This is a genomic window from Amycolatopsis sp. NPDC004378 (genome assembly GCF_053602455.1).
In genome coordinates, this window is the sequence record NZ_JBSGDR010000031.1 from 48023 (window position 1) to 66383 (window position 18361).

Here is an 18361-nt window from a genome sequence, read left to right on the forward strand (position 1 = left end):
CCGCAGTTCGACGGGCAAGGTCTGGTGATCGCGCCGAGCGTGCTAGTCCATCGTGCCCGTGAACGAGCAGGCGCGGAGCGTGGGAAGCCGTGCCGCACAAGGAGTTCCGGCATGACCCGTGATCATTACCGCAAGAAGGCCGTGCGTGCGCACGCCGCCGAAACCGGCCGCACCTACCTCGACGCGGCGACGTCGCTGCGCCGCGCCGGCCTCGACGACGGCCGTGGTGCCGACGGCGGGGGCATGGTGCTGGCCGAGCCGTTGCGCGACGCGCTCGCCGCGGCGCTGGAGACGGCCGGGTGGCCGGTGGTGATCGAGCACCACCCGCAGTTCCACACCCTGCCCGTCTACGCCGGCCCGGCCACGATCCAGGTGGGGCGCGCGGCCGAGCCGACGCTGTCGTCCACCGGGGACGAGCACCCGGACGACCCGGACGTGTTCGACCTGACCACGGCGCTGACGGTGACCGTGTGGGCGCCGCTGACCGTCGAGTATTCCGAGGCCCTGGGCCGGGTCACCGGCGTCGACGCCCACCAGATCCCCGCCACCTGGACCCCGGCGCGGATCGTGGCCGAACTCGACCGTGTCGTCGGGCAGGCCCGCGCCCGCGATCTCGCCGAGGCCCCGCTGGACACCGCGTGCGGGATCTGCGGCGACCGCTACGCCGCGGGCGGGTTCGCGCGGCCGGCGCGCCCGCAGGTCGCGGTGTGTCCGTGCTGCGCGTTCGACGGTGACCTGCTCGACCCCGAACCCGGCCAGCTGGCGTTCGACCTCGACCGCGCGGCCTCGACGAACCTGGCCGCGCCGGCCGGGTGGGCCGGGGTCCAGGCGCTGCTGTGCTGCCTCGGCGGGACCGGGCTGGCGGACTGGCTGCACGAGGACTGGCACAGCCACGGAACCTCTTATCTGCCAAGCGAATCGTGGAGCGCGGCCGGACAGACGTGGATCTGGCTGCCCCCGGCCGATAGCCGCCCGCCGGCCCTGGCCGAGCTCGGCTGCGGCGCGTCGCTGGAACGCGTGCTCGCCGCGGTACACACGGCGCACCCGGACGCGCGCGAGCGCTTCGCCGCCTACCTCGCCGAGCTCGACGAGCAGCTGGACGACGACTACGACGACGCCGACGAGGGGCCGCGGGTGCCCGAGGACGTCTTCGAGCGGTTCTGGCCCGCCGCCGTCGGCTACGTCGTCGCCCTGCTCACCCAGCGCGCCGAGCGGCCGGGGCAGCGCAGCCCGTGGCACGTGCTCGCCTCGCTGGAGCTGCTCGACTGGCTCGCCATCCTCGCCCCCGACCAGGACTACTACCAGGTCGAGACCGTGCTGCGCGGCGGCTTCAGCGTCGTACGCGACCTGCTCGACCCCGCCGAGGACGACGGGCCCGACGCCCCGGCCTGACCCTTGCCGGAACACGACCCTCCGGCCCCGGCACCCCGCGCGGTGGTGCCGGGGCCGTCGTCGTCGCGGGGCGCGACGCCCGCACAGAAAAACGTCCACATCAGTTGACATCGTCTCGGTAAGCCCTAGTATCAACTTCCGAAGCCGTCAACTGATGTGGACGTCAGGGGAGTTTGTCCAGGTTGACGGCCCGTGGACCGGCTGTGGGGGTCGGTCCGGTTGAGCCGGTTCGCCAGGGGAGCCGACCACACGGTCGGCGGCGCAAGCGTGCGTTGTGACGGGCTGGCTCGTGCGTTACGGGAGGGACGAGCCATGTCAACACCACTTCGCCGCACCCTCTGGGGAGCCGCGGGAGTCACGGCCAGCGCGCTGGCGCTGGCGCTGCTTCCCGGGGTGGCCTCGGCGGCGGCCGCGAACACCGCGGCGGCGAACGCGCCGTGCGGTTACGTCGGCTACGAGGGCAGCAACGGCCAGCAGCCGCTGTACAACCACTGCGGCAACGGCGACGTCGTCGTGCAGGTCGACCACTTCTTCTGGCAGACCACCTACGCCTGCGTCGCGCCGGGCGTGCACGAGCTGCCCCAGGGCGACAGCCAGTGGCGGATCATCGGCGCCGAGTACGACGGGCACACCTGCTCGTTCCCGGGTCCGGTGGAGGGCCCGTGAACAGCACGCTGAGCAGGACCGGCCGCACCGCGGCCGCGGCCGCCGCCCTCGGCCTGGCCGCCGCCGGGCTCGGCGTCGCCGGCGCCGGGACCGCCGCCGCGTCGGCCGCCGCGTTTCCGTGCGGGTACAGCTCGCAGGGGATGGACGCGCACTACCGGCACTGCGCGAACACCTTCATCCTCATCCGCGCCGACTGGGACAACGGCAACCACTACACGACCTGCCTCGGGCCGTGGGACGAGACGACGCTGTGGCACGACGGGCCGCACCGCCAGGTCAACGCCTACTACGTGCCCAAGGCACCGGCGTTGATGCAGAACGTCGACGGCCGGTGGATCTGCCGGGCCGGACAGCCCGACTGGCCGTGAACGGAGCGGGTGAACCTCATGCGAGACACCATCATCGCCGTCGCGGCCGACCTGTTCGCCGACCACGGCACCGACAACGTCGGCTTCGACGAGATCGCCGCCACCGCCGGGATCACCGCCCGCCACCTGCGCGTCTACTTCACCTCGACCACGGCCATCCGGGCCGCCGTCGACGCGCGCGCGGCCGGGCACGACCTCGAGGAGGCCGACGGTGCCAGCGCCGACGCGCAGCTGGTCGCCTGACCCTGCCGCGGCCGCCGACCGGCTGCACGGCGCGGTCCGCACCGTGCGCTACCAGGCCAGCGCCGCGGACTCCGTGCGGCAGCTGGCCGGGCGGAGCGCGGAGTTCGCGCGCAAGCCCGACATCGTGGCCTCGGCCCGGCTGCTGGAGCTGTGCGAGTGGCCGTGCATGGACGCCGTGCGCGACGTCATCGAGCCAGCCGAGTGCAGCCTCGGCGCCCGCCAGCGCCTGGACCATCACGCTCCGATCGCCATCGGGGCCGAACTCACGATCACCGCACGGTGCACCGTGGCCGCCCACCCCTACAGCGAGTGGGAGGTCGACGTGCACGACGGCCACGAGGCCGTCGGCCGGGCGACGCTCGCGTTCATCGTCGTCGACCGGGTCGAATTCGAGCAGGAACGGCTCACGCCGAAATTGACTCCTGCGCCGAGAAAAACCGCGTAACCGACTACACGCCAACGCTTTCCGCATTCCGCATTCCGCACACGGGTGACGTGTGCCCAGATCCTGCACCACCGCAACGAGAGGGGAAACCAGTGAAGATCTTGACGAGGGCCCGCAGCGGACCGTCGAAGCGCACCCTGGCCGGGGCCGCGCTCGCCGGGGCGTTCGCGATCAGCGCGCTCGCCCTGGACGTGTCCGCGGCCGAGGCCAGCCCGGACAACCGGGAGCTGGCCAGCCCGGCCGCCGCCACCGCCGCGGCGCACCCGGCGGGGCAGCCGTGCGACTACTGCGTGCCCAGCAAGACGATCTGGGTTGGCACCAACGGTGCGCAGCTGCGCAGCGCCCCGACGACCGGGCGCCGCAACGTCATCGACAGCGCGAACGCCGGCAACGGCTTCACCACCGACTGCTGGACCCAGGAGAACTTCTCCAACGGCGGCTACATCTGGTTCCACGGGACCTTGTGGGGCGGGCGGACCGGCTACATGCGCATCGACATGTTCCGCGCCGGCGCGGACGACAACCCGGTCATCACCCGCTGCTGAGGACGACCTGACCGGCACGACGGTCCGCCCCCGTTATCGCACCGTCCACACGCGACGGTGCGACGACGGGAAAGCCAAAGGGGGAAACATGATTTCGCGGACACGACCCGAACACAGCTCGCCGGGCCCGGTGCGGCGCGGCGAGCGGAGCGCCCGCGCGGGACTGCTGATCGGCGCGGTGGGCGTGCTGGCCGCGGTCGCCGCGGGCTGTTCGGGCTCACCGGCGCCGCCCGCGCCGGCACCGACGACGCCGGGCTCTCCGGTGGCCACGGTGCCGTTGCCCGCGCCGTCGGCGGACGGCCCGGTGCTCACGGTGCAGGGCCAGGCGAGCTGGACGACCGGGCACCCGGGATGCGCGGTGCTGCGCACCGACAGCGGCCAGGAGTTCACCCTCGTCGGCCCGGCGACCGAACAGCGCCTCGGCGAGGTCCGCTCCGGGACGTCCCCGGAGCAGCAGCGGGTGCGGATCACCGGCTACGTGCCCAGGGTCGGCGCGTCGGTGTGCGGCGCGCAACGCGCTTTCGTCGCGGAAAAGGTGACAACCATGGACCGATAGTCACCGAAACAATTTAAATAGACGCTTTCGCGAACCCGGTTTACCCATTGGAACCGGGGCGGTTTTCATGCCCGAAAATAGGGCGGAAAAACCGGCATAAATAATTGCGTGGAAACCGTTGACAGGCTCGATCATCGAGATGCACAGTAGGCCAAGGTCAGCGCATACGCGCTGTTCACAGGCCAGCAAGGGAGAAGCTGGCCGGGCACCGAGGGGGACTCGTCGCCACGTAGGGGGAATCGTCCGGCGTCATTGCCATGCCGGTTTCGTATTTCTCCACATCCGCCCTAATTGCCGATGGCGCCCACCATCGCAAGGGGTCTCGGTGTGTCGGTAGAGCAAACGGAATCGGGGGCATTAATGGCAGTACGACCATCCCGTGCGGCCGGGCTGATTGCCGGGTGCGCGGTACTCGCGGGGATCGCGGCCGCGCCAGCCGCGTTCGCCCAGGGATCGACCACCTCGCCCGGCGCCGACCGCGTCACGGTCGACGGCAACACGCCGAACTGGGCGACGCCATCGGCCCGGACCGGGCACGCCGACCTGCACCAGCAGCGGCACGTCCAGATCGCGCTGACGTTGCGTGACCCGCAGGGTGCGGAGGCGCTGGCCAAGGCGGTCAGCTCGCCGGACTCGCCGCAACGCGGCAAGTTCTTGTCCAGCAAGCAATTCCTCGACCGCTTCGGCCCGACACAGCAGACGGTCGACCAGGTCACCTCGTGGCTGAGCGATCAGGGCCTGAAGGTCGACGGCGTCGCCTCGAACCGCCACTTCGTGGACGTCTCCGGCGACGTCGCGCAGCTGCAAACGGCGTTCGGGACCTCGCTGGCCACCTACCGCCACACGACCCAGAACGGCCGGTCGTTCACGCTGACCGCGCCGGAGACGGCGGTGTCGGTGCCGCGCGAGGTGCGCGGCGCGGTGAGCGCGGTGCTCGGCCTGGACGACTCGAGCAAGACCATCACCACCGCGCAGGTCACCCCGCGCAAGGCCGACGGCTCCCGGCCGGGCGTCACGCCCGCGGCGGGCGACCCGGCCAGCTGCGCACGGTACTGGGGCGAGACGAACAACTCCTCGGTGCCGCAGAAGTACGCCGCCGGCAGCCAGTCGAACTACCTGTGCGGCTACAACAGCCCGCAGATCCGCTCGATCTACGGCCTGAACAGCACCAACACCGGCGCGGGGCAGACCGTGGGCATCGTCGGGGCCTACAACCTGTCCTCGATCGTGGCCGACACCAACCGGGCCGCCGGCCAGTTCGGCGCGCCCGCGCTGGCTCCCGGCCAGTACAGCTCGGTGCTGCCGGGCTCGTATGACAACCAGGACAAGTGCGGCCCCGACTCCTGGGCCGGCGAGCAGGCGCTGGACGTCCAGTCGATCCACGAGGTCGCACCGGCCGCGAAGATCGTCTACTACGGCGGCAAGTCCTGCTACGACCTGTACAACACGCTGAACAAGGCCGTGTCCGACAACCAGGTCAGCCTGATCAACAACTCCTGGCTGTACCCGGGCGAGTCGGAGGTCTCGCAGGCCGAGCGCGACCAGCTGGGCTCGATCGCGGTGCAGGCCGCGGTCCAGGGCCAGGCGCTGACCTTCGCCTCCGGCGACTCGGGCGACAACTCCGGCCCGGCCGCGGCGGGCAAGGCCGAGGCCAGCTTCCCCGCGTCGCACCCGTGGGTCACCGCGGTCGGCGGGACGTCGGTGGCGCTGGACTCCAGCTCGAAGATCAAGTTCACCAGCGGCTGGGAGAACTCCGGCAACACCCAGTCCGGCTCCAGCTGGGTTCCGCAGTCCGACGCGGACGGCCGGTTCTCCGGTGGCGCCGGCGGTGGCGTGTCCAAGCTCTACGACCAGCCGGACTACCAGAAGAACGTGGTGCCCGCCGGGGTCGCAGGCGGCCACCGCGCGGTGCCGGACATCTCGGCGCTCGCCGATTCCTACACGGGCATCGGGATCGGCTACACCACGCCGCAGGGCTACATGGCCTACTCCTCCGGCGGCACGTCGCTGGCCTCGCCGATCCTCGTCGGCCTGGTCGCCAACGCGCAGCAGGCCCAGGGCGGCAACCGGATGGGCTTCCTCAACGACGCGATCTACGCGCTCGCCGGGAAGCCGCAGATCACCGACGTCACGCCGACGAAGGCCGGCGTGTGGTCGCCGTTCATGGCCGGGTTCGGGCACGTCTCCGTGCCGTCGCAGAACGGCTCGTACCTGCTCGACCTCGACTCCAAGCCGCAGTCGCTGGTGTCGGGCACCGGGTGGGACGCCGTGACCGGTGTCGGCACGCCCGCCGCGGGCTTCGTGACCGCTCTCGGCAAGTGATCGGACGCGGTGCGGCCGCCGGACGAACGGCGGCCGCACCGCACATCCCCAGGCCCCCCAACAACAGGAAGGAGGTTCACCGTGATCGACGGCGACGGCGACCGGCACGCCCCCGCGGACCAGGACGATCCGCAGCAGGAGGGCGCGACCGGCCCGATCACCCCCTCGGGTGCGCGGCACAGGCTCGAGCAGCCGCCCGCGGTGACGCGCCGCCGCCGGACCGTGCTCTGGACGCTCGGCGCGCTGGTCGTCGTCGCCCTCGGCGTGACCGGGTGGGCCGCGTGCGGCGCCACTCCGCCGGTCGCGACGAGCGCGACGATCCCCGCCACCACGGCGGGTTCGGACACCGGCGACGGGCCCGCGATCGTGGACCCGCAGCCGGTCAGCCCGCAGCAGCTGGGCAGCCTTCCCGCGGCCACCACGTTCGGCGACGTCGCCGCCGCGCCCAAGGACCCCGCCCCCGGGCAGGTTCCCGGCGGCCGGCTGGTACACCCGTCGACCACGGTCGCGCTCTACGCCTCGCCCGGCGGCCCGGCCGTCGCGGCGCTGCCGCCCACGCAGCTGGTCAGCGACACGTGGCTGCCGGTCGTGGCCGAGCAACCCGGCTGGGCCGAGGTGCTGCTTCCCAGCCGCCCCAACGACACCGCGGCCTGGATCTACCTCGACGACACCGTCACCACGGCGCACAGCCCGTACCGGATCGAGGTCGACCGGGCGCACTTCGCGCTGACGTTGTTCAAGGACGGCAAGGACATCGGGCACTGGACGGTCGGCATCGGCAAGCCGAACTCGCCGACCCCGGCGACCCGCACGTTCGTCCTCGCGTCCATTAAGGACACTCACCCGACTTTCAGTCCGATCGTGCTGCCGACCGGCGCGCACTCCGACACCTACGAGTCCTACGGCGGCGGTCCGGGAACCGTCGGCCTGCACACGTGGCCGAGCCCAGAGGTCTACGGCCACCCCAGTTCTGACGGCTGCATCCGGATTCCGCCGGATGCCCTTCAGGTGATCAGCAACGACGTCCCGATCGGGTCACCCGTGCTGATCAGGTGAAACACCTATCCAGAGGCCCGTTCGGGCCACCACATCAAGGGGGGACCAGTGGTCCGCACCATTCCTCGATCCACACGCACCATCCTGGCCGGCGTCGGCGCCGGCGGTGTCCTGGCCGCGAGCGCGGTCGCCCTGGTGCTCAGCACCGGGGCCCCGGCCAATGCCGCGGCCACCACCTCGACCGCCTACGGCGTGTCCGCCTCGGGCGTTGATCCGGTCGGCGCGACGCCGTCGGTGTCCAGCGACGGCGCGGTCAAGACCGCCTCGGGGTCGGCGTCGGGCAAGGCCGGGACGTTCAGCGCCTCGGGGATCACGGTGAAGGCGGGCGCGGGGATCGCCGAGTCCACCGTGAGCTCGCTGACCGTCGGGGGCAAGAACATCGGGTCGGTCAGCGCGAAGTGCAGCAACGGCACGACGACCTACAGCCACTCCGGCGCCGCGCCGGCGGCCAGCAACCTCAAGGTCGCCTTCGGCGGGGGTGCCGGCGCGACGGTCCAGATCATCGGCGCGGGCGGCAAGGCGGTCGAGACGATCACCGTCGCCGTCGTCAAGTGCGGCACGGGCACGCCGCCCACCAGCCAGCCGACCCAGCCGCCGACGCACGAGCCCACCGGCCAGCCGACTCAGCAGCCGACCGGCAAGCCCACGAGCAAGCCGACCGGCAAGCCCACGCACAAGCCCGGCCAGCAGCCGGGCGACAAGCCCGACCAGCCGGCGCCCAAGCCCGTTCCGCACGACGGCCACCACCCGGTCACCGGCTGACCGGCCGGGGTCGGCAAACGCTTTCGCCAGCCAGAAACACGGTCCGCGATTGCCCTCCGGGGTGAGGGGCGCCCGAGCGCTGCCTCACCCCGGAGCCGAACATCCAAGGGGGACAAGGGAAATGTCCGCATCCACTACGACGCCGTCGCCGGCCGCGGTCCGGCGTGTCCTGGCCGGCGCGTTCATCGGCGCCACGCTCGCGGCCGGAGCGACGCTGGCGACCGCGACGCTGGCGACCGCGTCGCCCGCGACCGCCGTCGCGCCGGCACCAGCGGCACCGGCGGCAGTCACCGCGGTCGCTCACGGGGCCGCCGCGAAGGACTGCCCGCCGGACAGCGCGTTCATCACCGGCGACTACGTGCGCATCCGCGCCACCCCGGGCGGGAACCGGATCGGCTGGGCGTTCCGGTCGGACTCGATCTCCTGGCCCGACCAGTACTCCGGCGGCTGGGCGCACATCCACGACTACAGCCAGAACGTCACCGGCTGGGTCTCCACCTCCTACATCGACTACTACCAGCCGACCTGCCCGGCCTGAACCCGCTGAACAGCGGAAACACCGAGGGGAGCAGCACCATGACCACCATCACGCGGCCCAGGTCGCTCACGCGGGCGGGGGCCCGCGCCGGCGCGGCCGCCCTGGCGGTGGCCGCGTTCACCGCCGGCGCGGCCACCGCATCGGCGTCACCGGGGTCCCCCGCAGGCGTGGAGCAGGCCGCCCCGGCCCACGCCGTCGTGCACGCGGCGGCGGAGCGGGCGGCCGCGGTGAACACCGTCAAGGTCACCGACGCCCTGCTGCGATCGGAGCCGAACACCACCAGCACCAAGCTCGACGTCTCCCAGCCCGGCCGGGTCGTCGACCTGTACTGCTGGGTGCAGAACCCGCCCACCGGCGCCTACTACATCTGGTTCAAGGCGCACCCGCAGGGCAGCAAGTACACCGGGTGGATGCGCGCCGACCTGATCAACTGGGCCACCTACCCCAGCCCCGGCCGGTGCTGAGCGCCGGCATTCCCCGGCGCGAGGGCCTGGACCGCTCAGGGTCCGGGCCCTCGCCCCTGTTCACGACGTTGCGGCTCGACGGACGGCGCGGCTACGGGGTGTTGGGGATCGGGCGGGTGGGCAGTGCCCGCAGCACGTCGACGACGGCCGACAGTTCCGCCGGCCACCGGCCGGTGATGGCCTCCCACGCCTGTCGCAGCGAGACGTTCTCGGCCAGGACGAGGTAGGGCGCGTTGCCCCAGCGGGTCGCGACCACCGTGCCGACCCGGTCCGGCTCGCCGGGGCCGGGTGCGCCGCCGGGCAGGAAGTCCAGGGTGTGGGTCGCCTCGCTGGCGGTCAGGTCGTCGACCAGCCCGGCGCCGGCGCAGGTGAAGCTCCGCAGGACGTTGCGGGCGTCCGGGTTCGGCGGCATCACCGCGGCCGGATAGGCCGTGTTGTAGGCCAGCACCGAGGCATAGGCGGTGTACGGGGGAACGCCGGCTCCGGACGCTGCTGACATGCGCACGATCGTAAGAGGCCCGACGTCGGTGAACGTTCACCGACCCGGCGGGGCGACCGAACACGCGGCCCCGTTCCCGACCCGAACCTGCCGGTCGAGCAGGATGGTCGTTGCCTGGGGCACCCCGTCCCAGGCGGTGGGTGGTATCCCCGGTGCTCGACCCATCGGGGCATCGGGGACCCCACCGGCATTCCACCCGGAGAGCGGGTTCCGGTCCTTCCACGGCGCTTGCCAATCGAGGGTGAACCCCGAAAGATCGGTGTCGAACCCTGTTTTGGAGGATGACGCGATGCCATCGGTACGCCCGCAGGCGCGACGCCGCAACGCCACGGGGGAGTGGGTCTACGACGCGCGTATCCCCGCCAAGATCACGCTGGACCAGGCCGCGACCGCCCTGGCCGTCGTCGACGGCGCGCCGACCCGGGCCCGGGTCGCCAAGGACGCGCTGCCCAAGGCGCTCCAGGAGGTGGTGCGGCTGCTGCTGGCCGGCGAGCCGATCGCGCCGCCGCCCACGCTGGTGGCCCAGTGGCGCGACCGCCTGGTGGCCGACGAGGTCTTCCCCGCGCCCTGAACGCGAGCCGGCAGCACCCGTCGTCGTGGCCTCGACCGTCTTTCCGGTCGGGGCCGCGGTGCGTCATACCCGATGTGCGCCGTTCACCCGAACTAATCAGGGTTGAACCCTGGTAATTCGGGGTCGAACCCTGTTTAGATCATGGTGTCCACGTCAGCGGACGCCGCCCGCTCTTCCTGGCCGGATTCCCGGGCGGCGTCCATGCCCTCGCTGGGAGAGCGCCTTATGGATACCAGGATCACCACCTCGCCCGTCGCCGACGCCGCGGTGACCCGCACCTGCGGGAAGGGACGCTGATGGCCACCGCCGGCGAGCTGCGCGCGGCGCTTGCGAACCTGCGCAACGCATCCGGTCCGGAGAAGAACCGCGCCAAGTCCGTCGCGCTGACGCTCGGCGCGCAGACCGCTCTGGAGATCGCCGACCGCGGCGCCCGCGCGCAGTTCGTCGAGTCCTACGAGGCCGACATCGACGAGGCGATGGACGCCTGAGCGTGTCCCGCTCGCGGCGCGGGGTCCCGGCACGCCATGATCGGGCGTGCACGGGGCTCCCGCCCCGCGACGACCAACTCGCTCGGAGGTGCCGGTGGACCGCATCGCCCCGGGCGGCCAGCCGTTCACCGTGGCCGAGGCCCGCGAGTACGTCGCGACCCTGATCCGCGAGTACCAGGGCGAGCCCGGTGTCGAACTGCTGGGACTGGTCGGTGGCGTGCTCGACAACGTCGCCTGCAACTGCCATCCGGCCGAGACGGGTCCGCTCGCCGAGGTGCTGCCGCTGCGGCCGCGCACTCGCGACTGACCCGCAGCCCGCCCGCTGTTCGGGCAGTTCGCCTCGTTGTCCCGGTGTCGTGTCGTACCCAAGCGGCGAAACGCAGCGCTTCTCGCCCTCGAACCGCGCGTAGTCCGGTATTTGGCGCCGGATGTACGTGGAACGGACATTGCCGCCCCCGTAGGGTGCCGGTCGTGGCTGACGAGCATGGAGCGTGGAAGACGTTCGGTGAGCGGACCGTCTACGACAACAAGTGGGTCCGGCTGGGCCTGACCGACGTGCAGGCACCGAACGGTGAGCGGTGGGAGTACCACGTCGTGCACCTCGCCCGCATCGCCATCGGCTTGATCGTGGACGAGCAAGACCGGGTGCTCATGCTGTGGCGCTACCGGTTCGCCACGGACCAGTGGGGTTATGAACTGCTGGGTGGCCTGGTCGAGGAAGACGAGGAGCCCGAAGCGACGGCGGCGCGCGAGATCCGGGAAGAGAGCGGCTATCAGCCCCTCGGCGAGGCCGAGCACCTGATCGGCTTCGAGCCGCTACCTGGGCAGGTGACCGCACAGACCGACGTGTACCTGTGGCGCAAGGCAGAGAAGGTCGGCGAGCCAACCGATACCGAGGAAGTCGGGCGGCTGGAATGGGTTCCCCTCACCCGTATTCCGGAGCTGGCGCTGCGGAAGGAAATCCTCGGCGCGGGAGCCTTGGTGCCGCTGCTCTACTACATCGCGTCACGCGGCACCGGGGGCACTGCTGCCGGGCAGGATCAGACCGCTCAGACGTCGTAGCTGCCGATCGGACTTGATCTGCATGGCCACCCGCCGCGCGTGGGCGAGCGCCGCGTCCCGATCGCCCGCTGCTGCGTAGGCGAACGCCAGGTCGACCAGCTTTCCGACCGAGCGAGCGCCAGCCGGGAAACCCAGGTAGAGGAGCTAGCGGTCTCTGTGAATGCGTCTTAGCCAACACGGGATCGGCGCGGGGCTGTCGCGATCGTCATCGGCGCGGCGGGGCTGAACGTCAGGCGGGCAAGTGTTCGTGCTCGGGGAACATCTCGTGCGTGATGCGCTCGATGGTCGCCTCCAGGGAGGAGGTCTCCGGCACGATCCGCTCGTCGACGCCGGGCAGCAGGTCCCGCTCGAGGTACCAGCCGCGCATGTGCTCGGGGCCGAACTCGGCGGCCTGGGGGCGGGTGGTGTGCCGGCGAAGCGACTCCTCGAGGGAGACGTCGAAGAAGTAGAACGCGCTCGTCCCGCGGTGGTCGTCGTGCAGCCTCGTGAGCATCGCGCCGTAGCGCTCGGCGGCCAGGATGCCCTCGACGACGACGTCGTAGCCGTGGTCGAGGGAGAACCGCGCGACCTGATCGAGCAGGGCGATGTTCGCCCCGCCCTCGACGTCGCGTTCGCGCAGCACCCGGCGGCGCAGGTAGTCGAGCTCGACCAGGGCTAGGCCGCGGCCGCGGCGCTCGCGCAGGCCCGCGGCGGTGGAGGTCTTGCCGCTGCCGCTCGGGCCGCGCAGCACGATCAGCCGGGTGGTCGTGCTGCCCACCGCGGTCACCGGCAGCTGCTTCCGGTCAGGCAGGCGAGCTCGGCCGCGCGGGCCACGCACCGCAGGCACGGTTTGTCGCCGAGGTCGGCGACCACCTCGATCAGGTCCGGGCCGGCGGGGCGGTCGCACAGGGTGCGCGGTTCACCGGCGCCACCGAGCAGCGCGACATGCACCTCGCCCTCGGCCGGATCTCCGGACGAGTTCGCATCGGGGGATGGGGTGCTCGGGTGAAGCCGCAGGTAGGTGAGCACGTCGGCGTCGTCGGCGGGGGCCTTCCGGGTGGCCGGCCAGCCGTCGTCGTCCATCTCGTTCCCCCTTGCCACCGGTCCCGGTGGATGCCGTCCATCATCGCGCGCTCCGCCGGGAGTTTCACCGACCTGGGAACTTCTGCCCAGATGTCTGCCCCGAACAGCGCATTCCTCACGTAGTTTATGGCTATAGTCATAAGGTGTGTCACCTTGTGGCGATCGCCTCTGGCTTGATCGACACTGCGGCTATAGGCATAACTCCCTATGCCGCCCGCCGAACCGCCCTCGGACTTCGCCCGCGAGCTGGGCAGCCGCGTGCGGGCCGCCCGGCAGGCGAAGAAGCCGAAGCCCTGGAGCCTCGAACGCCTCGGTCACCATGCCCGGGTGAACTGGAGCTACATCGCCGAAATCGAGCGCGCCGAGGCGAATCCGACAGCGCTGGTGCTGGCCCGCATCGCCGCGGCGCTGGAGATCGACCTGGGCGAGCTGCTGCGCGATCTGCCGGCGCCACCACCGGGCAAGGACCCCTACCTCGACTGAGCCGGTTCCACCCCTTCGGGCGAACCGGTAGCGTGCGGCCGCCGTCACGGGCGGCCGATCACGATCATGCGCGGCGACGTGCGCGTGATCTCCATGATCGCGGCCCCCGAAACGGATACCGTGGTGCGCGCACTGCTGCGTAGTGCTCGGGGCTGCCAACGACGGAGGCCCGCGCCGATACTCCCGGCGCGGGCCTCCGCTCGTGCTGAACGAGCCGACCTGCTATGCGATCAGGTCGTCGAACTCTCCGTCCTTCGCCCCGGCCAGGAAGGCCGCGAACTCCGACTTGGTGAAGCCGAGCGTGGAGCGCTGGGACTGCGGGACGTCCTTGTACTCCTTGCTGTCCTGCATGCCGATCCACCCGTCAACGGCGGTGATCATCACGCAGTCAGGCTGGCTCTGCGGCGAGCGCTTGGTCTTGCGATACCTTCCCTTGCGCAGCGCCTCGATCGGAGGCTGAGCTGCTTCCATCTGCTTCTCCTTTTCTCCATCACAGGTCGGGCGGGTACCCGGTGCGCGCCTGGTTCCCGCCACGGCAGCCCGGCACCGACCACACGGTCAGTAAGCCGGGCCGCGGCGACGATCACCGTAACGGCGTGCAGCTCACAGGCTCAGTTCTGCCCAGACCTTCTCGATGCGCTCGCGGGACAACTCGACGTCGAGCGCCTTGCTTTCCGCAACGCTGTACATGTTGTTGTAGTAGCGCAGCTCGCTGGGCTTCTCCAAGAAGCCACTCGACGGCGCGAACTCGATGAAGACGCACTCGGGATCTTCGGGATCGGCGAACGTCATGATCTCGAAGCTCATACCCTGCGCCGCGTAGGCGTCGGCCTCGAACGGCACCACGAGGACTTCGACGGTCGCCGCCCACCGCGTGTCCAAGATGTGGCGGAGCTGGCGGGCGAGGACGTCGCGCCCGCCGACGTGCCGGTGGAGTGCGCCTTCGGCGATGACCACGGTGTACCGGAAGTTCGGGTCGTCGAGCCGGTGCTGACGCTTCATGCGGAACTCGACGATCCGCGACATGTCCGACGGCCGGGCGTTCTGCGAGGAGTACACGACTGCGTGGGTGTATTCCTCGGTGGTCAGGATCGAGGGGACGAACGCCTCGATGTACTGCCTGACGTGCACGGCGTCGGACTCCAGGCCGGCCAGCATCTCGCCGTGTTCCTGGATGACGTCGGCATATTCGGCCCACCAGCCAAGCTGGTCGCCCTGACGCCAGAGCTCGTACCACTCCTCGGCCTGCTCCGGCGTGGGTTGCAAGATCTCGATCGCCTTGCGCAGCTGGACTTCGGTGAACTTGGCCTTGCCGACCTCGATCTTCGACAGCCTGGACTGGTTGATCTTCCCGATCTTGCGAGCCAGGGCCTCTCCCGAGAGCTTCAGCTCAAGGCGGCGCTCGCGGACGTTCCGCCCCAGGCGGCGTCGGCGGAGCGTGGGGCTGACGACATCGCTCATCCTTCATCCCTTTCCGGACCTGAACCACTCTCCGTGGCCACGGTGCCCGTTCGCTGGCCGCTCTCTGCGGCCATTCACCCGATTGGCGTCATTGACTAGTTGGGGACTAGTTCTGGACTATGTTCTACATAGGTTGGGTGCTAGATCGCAACGGTACCTGACCGGCGAAGAAGTCGGGGGAAGGACGCTTCGGCAGCCCCCCAGCCGTGTACAGCGGCCTTCCCCCGGCGCGGAAGAAAGACGGCGAGTCCCGAAGGTTTCCCCCGGCCTTCCCCAGGGATTCGCCGGCGAAGAAGTGGCGGGCCCCGCGGTCCTCCCCCCTGCCGCAGGGGCCCGCCACACCGAGACAGCAGCGGCCCCTCGTGGACCCCCTCGGCGAGGGGCCGCTGCAACCAACCGGCACCGGGAGCCGTGATGGACCTGCCAGCGAACGCGACGAGCGCGCCGTTCCTGGTATGCGGCCGTATCGGTGACACCCCGGTCAAGCGCCCGGTCCCCACGATCGAAGCCGCCCAGAGCCTGGCCCAGGTCGCGGCCGAGGCCGGCGGCGACTTCTGGGGCTCCTGGATGGTGCTGCCCGCCGACTCCGCCGCACGCCCCGAGCCGATCCTGCTGTTCGCCCGCTACCGCAAAGGCGTCACCGGCGAATCCCGCCGCGAAGTCCACGCCATCGGCATCGTCCCGGGCCTGCTGCTCGCCGCACAGCTGACCGCGGCCTGCGGCGCCCGGCTGGAACGCGCCGACCTCGAGTTCGTCGAGCTCGGCGACAACATGCCCTGCGAGCACTGCCTCCAACAGCTCGGCATGGTCGACGAGCACGTCGAGCTTCCTCCCGCGCCGCCCACGATTGCACCGGCGGGGCTGCCGGACCTGCACCCGGAGGTGCGCGACCTGCTGGCCCAGCTCGGGCACCACAGACCTGCCCTTCCCGGAAGGGGACTTATCGAACCACCGTCCGCACGACCAGAGAGGTGAAACCGTTGTGACAGTCCTGACCGACCTGCCCGCCATCGCCGCCGGCGCGCCCGATCCGCTCGACCAGGCGGCCGCGCTGCTGACCGTGATCGAGGCCCGGCCCGCGGTGTTCCTGCGCGGGCTGGATCACCGCGACGCCGGCAAGCTGATCGCCGCGCGCTACCCGACCCTGCGCTACCGGCGCAGGGTCCGCGACGACCACCACGAGCACCTGGTCGTCGACCTCGCCACCGGCGACGGCGTGCGCATCGAGGTGCGCTACGACCCGTCCGAGCAGCGCGTGATCGCGGCCGTCGCGCAGACCGACACCGGGGTGCTGTTCTCCCGGCTCGTGGCCCACCTGACCTGGTGGGACTACAACGGCCGCCCGGCCCCGGCCGACATCCCCGCCGCGCTGGCCACCGCCGCGACCGCGGTGAGGGCGTCGTGAGCACCCCGGCCCGTGTCGACGAGCTCGACCGGCGGGTGCCCGGCGAGAACCTGCACGAAAAGCTGAAGGAAGTCCGGATCGAGTGGCCCACCCGGGACCTCGACCTGGAGGAGCAGGTGGCGTTCCTCGAGCGCGTCCAGAACGCCCTGACGAACCTGTCGGGCTCCTCGGATGTGCCCTCGCAGCTCAGCGCCGCCGACGCCGACGTCCTGCGCCCCGTCGTGGAGAAGATGCGGGCCGTGGCACCGGATGCCGACTTCTCCTTCTTCGCGCCGTACGAGCCGGATGCAGCCGGCTCCCGCAGCGCCTGACCCCACGAAACCCGATCCGAGGAAGTGAACGATGACCAGCATGCTTACCGCGCCACCGGCGGCCCCCGCGCCGTCGCTGATGCTCGCGGACACCAACCTGCCCGAACGCCCGGCCCTGGCCGTGCCCGTGGAGGACCAGGGCTTCATGGCCCTGCTGCGCGAGGCCGAGCCGGACCTGAGCTACGTCCGGCAGAGCCACCGCGCCGCCGGCGAGGTCGTCCACGTCTGGCGGCACACGCGCACCGGCGGGTTCGCCGCCCTGTTCCTGCGCGACACCGGCCGCCACACCGTCAAGGAATCCGGCGACGCCCCGCTCTACGACCGGCTCTCCCAGCTCGCCGGGATGTGGCTGGCCAGCGAAAGCCCGCAGCCGGGCCGGTGCTGATCGTGTGGCAGGGCGCCGGTCTCGTCGTCGGGTGCGTGCTCGTCGGCCTGTTCGTGGTAGCGATGTTCGCCCGGACCGTGCTGTGGGCACGCAACCGCGTCGTCGATCGCCAGCGACCCTACCCCGATTACGAGGAAACCCTCGCGCAGAAGCGGGTCCGCACCATGCGCCTGCGCGACCAGGGTCTCGACGCCACCCAGCCGATCCCCCGGGACCCCGGGTGGACGCGCTGACCTCGAACCAACTGGCGAGTCACCCCGATCCGGCCCGGACATCACCACCACGCGATGTCCGGGCCGGATCGTCTCGAACCTCAATTCCGCACCACCGCACCAACATCTGGAGGAACACCGCGATGTCCGACACGATCACCGCACCCGCCGACACCCTCAGCGGTACCGACGCCGACAGCTACCAGGACCCGCCGCCCTTGACGGTGGCCGTCGACATCGTGCTGTTCGGCGCCGACGGCAACCGGCTGCGCGTGCTGACGATCCGCCGCCTGTGGGACCCGCACGCCGGGTGCTGGGCGCTGCCCGGCGGGTTGCTGGAAGAGGACGAGGACCTGGCCGCGGCCGCGGTGCGCGAGCTCGGCGAAGAGTGCGGCATCCACCTTTCCGCCGAGGACCTGATCGAGATCGGCTCCAGCAGCGATCCGAAGCGCGACCCGCGGCGGCGGGTGCTGTCGGTGGCCTTCGCCGCCGTGCTGCCGAACTGCCCGCCGCCGACCGCGGGCGACGACGCCCGCGACGCCCGCTGGACGCTGGCCGAGGCCATCCTCGACGACCCCGACTCGGTGGCCTTCGACCACCACCAGATCGTCGTGCGGGCGAAAGCGCGGCTGGCCGAGCAGATCGAGCGGGTCGCGCCCGGCGCGATGCCGGCCATCGGCCGGGTCCAGACCGCGCTGCGGGCGTTCGTCGCCACCACCGACAGCCTCGACCGGGACGCGCTGGCCACCGAGCTGGAGGAGATCCGCAAGAGCGAACTGCGCGACCTGCTCCAGGGCCTGGACGACGCCCGGACCCGGGTCGCTCAGCTGTTCAGCGAGACCACCGGTCAGCTCAGCGAATTCACCACCGCGCAGGACGACGTCGACGCGGTCGGCGAATGCCTCGAGGACGCCGGTCAGCGCCTGGAGTCGGTGATCCACGACCTGCGCCCCTGACCGCCAGTTCCTCTGCCTGGCCGAGTCCGGCCCCGGTTCCCACGAGGGACCGGGGCCGGATTCGTGTTCAGCGGCGTAGGCAGGCGCCGGGCGGCGCGGACCCGCTACG

28 protein-coding genes are annotated in these 18361 nt (G+C 71.3%); 23 read left to right on the forward strand and 5 right to left on the reverse strand.

Annotation, left to right across the window (positions count from 1 at the left end; genetic code table 11):
- Positions 1-111: 111 nt before the first annotated feature.
- The 12 genes from ACWEN0_RS45210 to ACWEN0_RS45265 all read left to right on the forward strand — a co-directional run bounded on the left by ACWEN0_RS45210 (position 112) and on the right by ACWEN0_RS45265 (position 9357).
- Positions 112-1392, forward strand: a complete 1281-nt coding sequence (locus ACWEN0_RS45210; protein ID WP_451987496.1) for a hypothetical protein — start codon at positions 112-114, stop codon at positions 1390-1392.
- A gap of 312 nt (positions 1393-1704) precedes the next feature.
- Positions 1705-2058 carry a DUF6355 family natural product biosynthesis protein gene (locus ACWEN0_RS45215; RefSeq protein WP_451987498.1) on the forward strand — a complete coding sequence of 118 codons (354 nt, stop codon included), beginning with the start codon at positions 1705-1707 and terminating at the stop codon, positions 2056-2058.
- A complete protein-coding gene (locus tag ACWEN0_RS45220) occupies positions 2055-2426 on the forward strand; it encodes a DUF6355 family natural product biosynthesis protein (protein WP_451987500.1) in 372 nt (123 codons plus the stop codon). Before ACWEN0_RS45215 ends, ACWEN0_RS45220 begins: the two co-directional genes overlap by 4 nt.
- 18 nt (positions 2427-2444) lie before the next feature.
- Positions 2445-2669, forward strand: coding sequence for a helix-turn-helix domain-containing protein (locus ACWEN0_RS45225; RefSeq protein WP_451987502.1), 225 nt, complete (start codon positions 2445-2447; stop codon positions 2667-2669).
- Entirely contained in the window at positions 2638-3114 is a 477-nt protein-coding gene (locus ACWEN0_RS45230) for a thioesterase, FlK family (RefSeq protein WP_451987504.1), read from the forward strand. The genes ACWEN0_RS45225 and ACWEN0_RS45230 overlap by 32 nt, the downstream gene beginning before the upstream one ends.
- 92 nt (positions 3115-3206) lie before the next feature.
- Entirely contained in the window at positions 3207-3659 is a 453-nt protein-coding gene (locus ACWEN0_RS45235) for a hypothetical protein (RefSeq protein ID WP_451987506.1), read from the forward strand.
- A gap of 88 nt (positions 3660-3747) precedes the next feature.
- Positions 3748-4215 carry a hypothetical protein gene (locus tag ACWEN0_RS45240; RefSeq protein ID WP_451987508.1) on the forward strand — a complete coding sequence of 156 codons (468 nt, stop codon included), beginning with the start codon at positions 3748-3750 and terminating at the stop codon, positions 4213-4215.
- Between the two features lie 360 nt (positions 4216-4575).
- Positions 4576-6537 carry a S53 family peptidase gene (locus ACWEN0_RS45245; protein ID WP_451987510.1) on the forward strand — a complete coding sequence of 654 codons (1962 nt, stop codon included), beginning with the start codon at positions 4576-4578 and terminating at the stop codon, positions 6535-6537.
- A gap of 81 nt (positions 6538-6618) precedes the next feature.
- The gene (locus tag ACWEN0_RS45250) at positions 6619-7593 is read left to right on the forward strand and encodes a L,D-transpeptidase family protein (protein ID WP_451987512.1); all 975 of its coding nucleotides are present in this window, start codon (positions 6619-6621) and stop codon (positions 7591-7593) included.
- Positions 7594-7641: 48 nt separating this feature from the next.
- Entirely contained in the window at positions 7642-8355 is a 714-nt protein-coding gene (locus tag ACWEN0_RS45255) for a PT domain-containing protein (RefSeq protein ID WP_451987514.1), read from the forward strand.
- A gap of 121 nt (positions 8356-8476) precedes the next feature.
- Positions 8477-8893 (forward strand): SH3 domain-containing protein, encoded by a 417-nt coding sequence (locus tag ACWEN0_RS45260; RefSeq protein ID WP_451987516.1) that lies wholly within the window; start codon positions 8477-8479, stop codon positions 8891-8893.
- 38 nt (positions 8894-8931) lie between these two features.
- Positions 8932-9357 (forward strand): hypothetical protein, encoded by a 426-nt coding sequence (locus ACWEN0_RS45265; RefSeq protein WP_451987518.1) that lies wholly within the window; start codon positions 8932-8934, stop codon positions 9355-9357.
- A 91-nt stretch (positions 9358-9448) separates the two neighbouring features.
- Here the strand turns inward: ACWEN0_RS45265 and ACWEN0_RS45270 are convergent, their stop codons facing one another.
- The gene (locus ACWEN0_RS45270) at positions 9449-9856 is read right to left on the reverse strand and encodes a hypothetical protein (RefSeq protein WP_451987520.1); all 408 of its coding nucleotides are present in this window, start codon (positions 9854-9856) and stop codon (positions 9449-9451) included.
- 289 nt (positions 9857-10145) lie between these two features.
- Between ACWEN0_RS45270 and ACWEN0_RS45275 the strand changes: the two genes are divergently transcribed.
- The 4 genes from ACWEN0_RS45275 to ACWEN0_RS45290 all read left to right on the forward strand — a co-directional run bounded on the left by ACWEN0_RS45275 (position 10146) and on the right by ACWEN0_RS45290 (position 11977).
- Positions 10146-10427 carry a hypothetical protein gene (locus ACWEN0_RS45275; RefSeq protein ID WP_451987522.1) on the forward strand — a complete coding sequence of 94 codons (282 nt, stop codon included), beginning with the start codon at positions 10146-10148 and terminating at the stop codon, positions 10425-10427.
- A gap of 296 nt (positions 10428-10723) precedes the next feature.
- Entirely contained in the window at positions 10724-10915 is a 192-nt protein-coding gene (locus tag ACWEN0_RS45280; protein ID WP_451987524.1) for a hypothetical protein, read from the forward strand.
- A 94-nt stretch (positions 10916-11009) separates the two neighbouring features.
- Entirely contained in the window at positions 11010-11222 is a 213-nt protein-coding gene (locus tag ACWEN0_RS45285) for a hypothetical protein (protein WP_451987526.1), read from the forward strand.
- Positions 11223-11386: 164 nt separating this feature from the next.
- Complete coding sequence (locus ACWEN0_RS45290) at positions 11387-11977, forward strand: NUDIX hydrolase (protein WP_451987528.1); 591 nt, start codon at positions 11387-11389, stop codon at positions 11975-11977.
- Positions 11978-12206: 229 nt separating this feature from the next.
- Here ACWEN0_RS45290 and ACWEN0_RS45295 read toward each other — a convergent pair whose 3' ends face one another.
- Entirely contained in the window at positions 12207-12743 is a 537-nt protein-coding gene (locus ACWEN0_RS45295; RefSeq protein WP_451987530.1) for an AAA family ATPase, read from the reverse strand.
- Positions 12740-13039 carry a hypothetical protein gene (locus ACWEN0_RS45300; protein ID WP_451987532.1) on the reverse strand — a complete coding sequence of 100 codons (300 nt, stop codon included), beginning with the start codon at positions 13037-13039 and terminating at the stop codon, positions 12740-12742. Before ACWEN0_RS45300 ends, ACWEN0_RS45295 begins: the two co-directional genes overlap by 4 nt.
- 207 nt (positions 13040-13246) lie before the next feature.
- Here ACWEN0_RS45300 and ACWEN0_RS45305 point away from each other — a divergent pair, with 207 nt between their 5' ends.
- A complete protein-coding gene (locus tag ACWEN0_RS45305; protein WP_451987534.1) occupies positions 13247-13522 on the forward strand; it encodes a helix-turn-helix domain-containing protein in 276 nt (91 codons plus the stop codon).
- Positions 13523-13744: 222 nt separating this feature from the next.
- Here ACWEN0_RS45305 and ACWEN0_RS45310 read toward each other — a convergent pair whose 3' ends face one another.
- On the reverse strand, positions 13745-13993 hold the full coding sequence (locus tag ACWEN0_RS45310; RefSeq protein WP_451987536.1) for a DUF397 domain-containing protein: 249 nt from the start codon (positions 13991-13993) through the stop codon (positions 13745-13747).
- Positions 13994-14125: 132 nt separating this feature from the next.
- Positions 14126-14983: a helix-turn-helix domain-containing protein gene (locus tag ACWEN0_RS45315; protein WP_451987538.1), complete on the reverse strand. Its 858-nt coding sequence runs from the start codon at positions 14981-14983 to the stop codon at positions 14126-14128.
- A gap of 414 nt (positions 14984-15397) precedes the next feature.
- Here ACWEN0_RS45315 and ACWEN0_RS45320 point away from each other — a divergent pair, with 414 nt between their 5' ends.
- From ACWEN0_RS45320 to ACWEN0_RS45345, 6 genes are all read left to right on the forward strand, one after another.
- Positions 15398-15958, forward strand: coding sequence for a hypothetical protein (locus ACWEN0_RS45320; protein WP_451987540.1), 561 nt, complete (start codon positions 15398-15400; stop codon positions 15956-15958).
- A gap of 7 nt (positions 15959-15965) precedes the next feature.
- On the forward strand, positions 15966-16388 hold the full coding sequence (locus tag ACWEN0_RS45325; RefSeq protein ID WP_451987542.1) for a hypothetical protein: 423 nt from the start codon (positions 15966-15968) through the stop codon (positions 16386-16388).
- Entirely contained in the window at positions 16385-16699 is a 315-nt protein-coding gene (locus tag ACWEN0_RS45330) for a hypothetical protein (RefSeq protein WP_451987544.1), read from the forward strand. The genes ACWEN0_RS45325 and ACWEN0_RS45330 overlap by 4 nt, the downstream gene beginning before the upstream one ends.
- Before the next feature lie 31 nt (positions 16700-16730).
- The gene (locus tag ACWEN0_RS45335) at positions 16731-17084 is read left to right on the forward strand and encodes a hypothetical protein (protein ID WP_451987546.1); all 354 of its coding nucleotides are present in this window, start codon (positions 16731-16733) and stop codon (positions 17082-17084) included.
- Complete coding sequence (locus tag ACWEN0_RS45340) at positions 17078-17317, forward strand: hypothetical protein (RefSeq protein WP_451987548.1); 240 nt, start codon at positions 17078-17080, stop codon at positions 17315-17317. The genes ACWEN0_RS45335 and ACWEN0_RS45340 overlap by 7 nt, the downstream gene beginning before the upstream one ends.
- Positions 17318-17439: 122 nt before the next feature.
- Positions 17440-18252 carry an NUDIX domain-containing protein gene (locus ACWEN0_RS45345; RefSeq protein WP_451987550.1) on the forward strand — a complete coding sequence of 271 codons (813 nt, stop codon included), beginning with the start codon at positions 17440-17442 and terminating at the stop codon, positions 18250-18252.
- Positions 18253-18361 lie beyond the last annotated feature (109 nt).

Excerpts from the sequence above, each read along its gene's own strand:
- ACWEN0_RS45210 (WP_451987496.1), top strand. The coding sequence starts at position 112 with ATGACCCGTGATCATTACCGCAAGAAGGCCGTGCGTGCGCACGCCGCC.
- ACWEN0_RS45215 (WP_451987498.1), top strand. The coding sequence starts at position 1,705 with ATGTCAACACCACTTCGCCGCACCCTCTGGGGAGCCGCGGGAGTCACG.
- ACWEN0_RS45225 (WP_451987502.1), top strand. The coding sequence starts at position 2,445 with ATGCGAGACACCATCATCGCCGTCGCGGCCGACCTGTTCGCCGACCAC.
- ACWEN0_RS45240 (WP_451987508.1), top strand. The coding sequence starts at position 3,748 with ATGATTTCGCGGACACGACCCGAACACAGCTCGCCGGGCCCGGTGCGG.
- ACWEN0_RS45245 (WP_451987510.1), top strand. The coding sequence starts at position 4,576 with ATGGCAGTACGACCATCCCGTGCGGCCGGGCTGATTGCCGGGTGCGCG.
- ACWEN0_RS45260 (WP_451987516.1), top strand. The coding sequence starts at position 8,477 with ATGTCCGCATCCACTACGACGCCGTCGCCGGCCGCGGTCCGGCGTGTC.
- ACWEN0_RS45265 (WP_451987518.1), top strand. The coding sequence starts at position 8,932 with ATGACCACCATCACGCGGCCCAGGTCGCTCACGCGGGCGGGGGCCCGC.
- ACWEN0_RS45270 (WP_451987520.1), bottom strand. The coding sequence starts at position 9,856 with ATGTCAGCAGCGTCCGGAGCCGGCGTTCCCCCGTACACCGCCTATGCC.
- ACWEN0_RS45275 (WP_451987522.1), top strand. The coding sequence starts at position 10,146 with ATGCCATCGGTACGCCCGCAGGCGCGACGCCGCAACGCCACGGGGGAG.
- ACWEN0_RS45280 (WP_451987524.1), top strand. The coding sequence starts at position 10,724 with ATGGCCACCGCCGGCGAGCTGCGCGCGGCGCTTGCGAACCTGCGCAAC.
- ACWEN0_RS45300 (WP_451987532.1), bottom strand. The coding sequence starts at position 13,039 with ATGGACGACGACGGCTGGCCGGCCACCCGGAAGGCCCCCGCCGACGAC.
- ACWEN0_RS45305 (WP_451987534.1), top strand. The coding sequence starts at position 13,247 with ATGCCGCCCGCCGAACCGCCCTCGGACTTCGCCCGCGAGCTGGGCAGC.
- ACWEN0_RS45310 (WP_451987536.1), bottom strand. The coding sequence starts at position 13,993 with ATGGAAGCAGCTCAGCCTCCGATCGAGGCGCTGCGCAAGGGAAGGTAT.
- ACWEN0_RS45315 (WP_451987538.1), bottom strand. The coding sequence starts at position 14,983 with ATGAGCGATGTCGTCAGCCCCACGCTCCGCCGACGCCGCCTGGGGCGG.
- ACWEN0_RS45320 (WP_451987540.1), top strand. The coding sequence starts at position 15,398 with ATGGACCTGCCAGCGAACGCGACGAGCGCGCCGTTCCTGGTATGCGGC.
- ACWEN0_RS45335 (WP_451987546.1), top strand. The coding sequence starts at position 16,731 with ATGACCAGCATGCTTACCGCGCCACCGGCGGCCCCCGCGCCGTCGCTG.
- ACWEN0_RS45345 (WP_451987550.1), top strand. The coding sequence starts at position 17,440 with ATGTCCGACACGATCACCGCACCCGCCGACACCCTCAGCGGTACCGAC.